Annotated in this window: 1 protein-coding gene; it reads left to right on the top strand. The window is 44.8% G+C overall.

Annotated elements, in window-relative coordinates; translation table 11 throughout:
- A partial coding sequence (locus tag R7P74_RS26030) for an aldehyde dehydrogenase family protein (RefSeq protein ID WP_318123542.1) occupies positions 1–765 on the top strand: 765 nt, incomplete at both ends.

Here is a 765-nt window from a genome sequence, read left to right as displayed (position 1 = left end):
CACTAGCGGTTGTTGAACTTGCGTATCAGGCTGGTATCCCTAAGCCGCTTTTACCTGTTGTTATTTCTGAACAGGCTGCTGAGTTTGGTCAGGTGTTATCGATGGATCCTAGGATCAAGAAGATTTCATTTACGGGTTCGACTCGCGTCGGCAAAATTTTGATGAAGCAGGCTAGTGAAACTGTTAAAGCGGTATCGATGGAACTTGGAGGTAACGCTCCGTTTATTGTTTTTGAGGATGCTGATTTGGAATCAGCTGCTGATGGGCTTATCGCGTCCAAGTTCCGCAATGCAGGACAAACGTGCGTGTGCACAAACCGTTTATATGTACATCAAAATGTCAAAGAGCGCTTTATGGAAAAAGTGCTCGCGAAAATGATGGAGCTAAATGTTGGGAATGGCTTGGAGTCTGGTGTGACAGTTGGGCCAGTGATCACCATGGCTTCTAAGCATCGTCTGGAGGCTGTTATTGATCAGGCGTTACAAGAGGGGGCTACAATTGCTAACCGTCCTCAAAAGCTCGCAGGGCGCTTTATGGAGCCAGTAATTTTGGATAATGTCGATCAAGGCATGGCTATCGTGCAGCAAGAGTTGTTTGGGCCTGTATTACCCGTATTAACATTTGAAGATGATGAACAAGTGTTAGCAATGGCCAATGATACTGAGTATGGCTTAGCTTGTTATTTCTATACCGATAGCCTTAAACGAATTATCAAGTTCACTGAAGGCTTGGAATACGGAATGGTTGGTGTGAACGAAGGTATTA

Source organism: Vibrio sp. 2033 (assembly GCF_033339735.1).
Note: the sequence above shows the minus strand (reverse complement) of the source record. Positions and strands in the feature narration are given on the sequence as shown.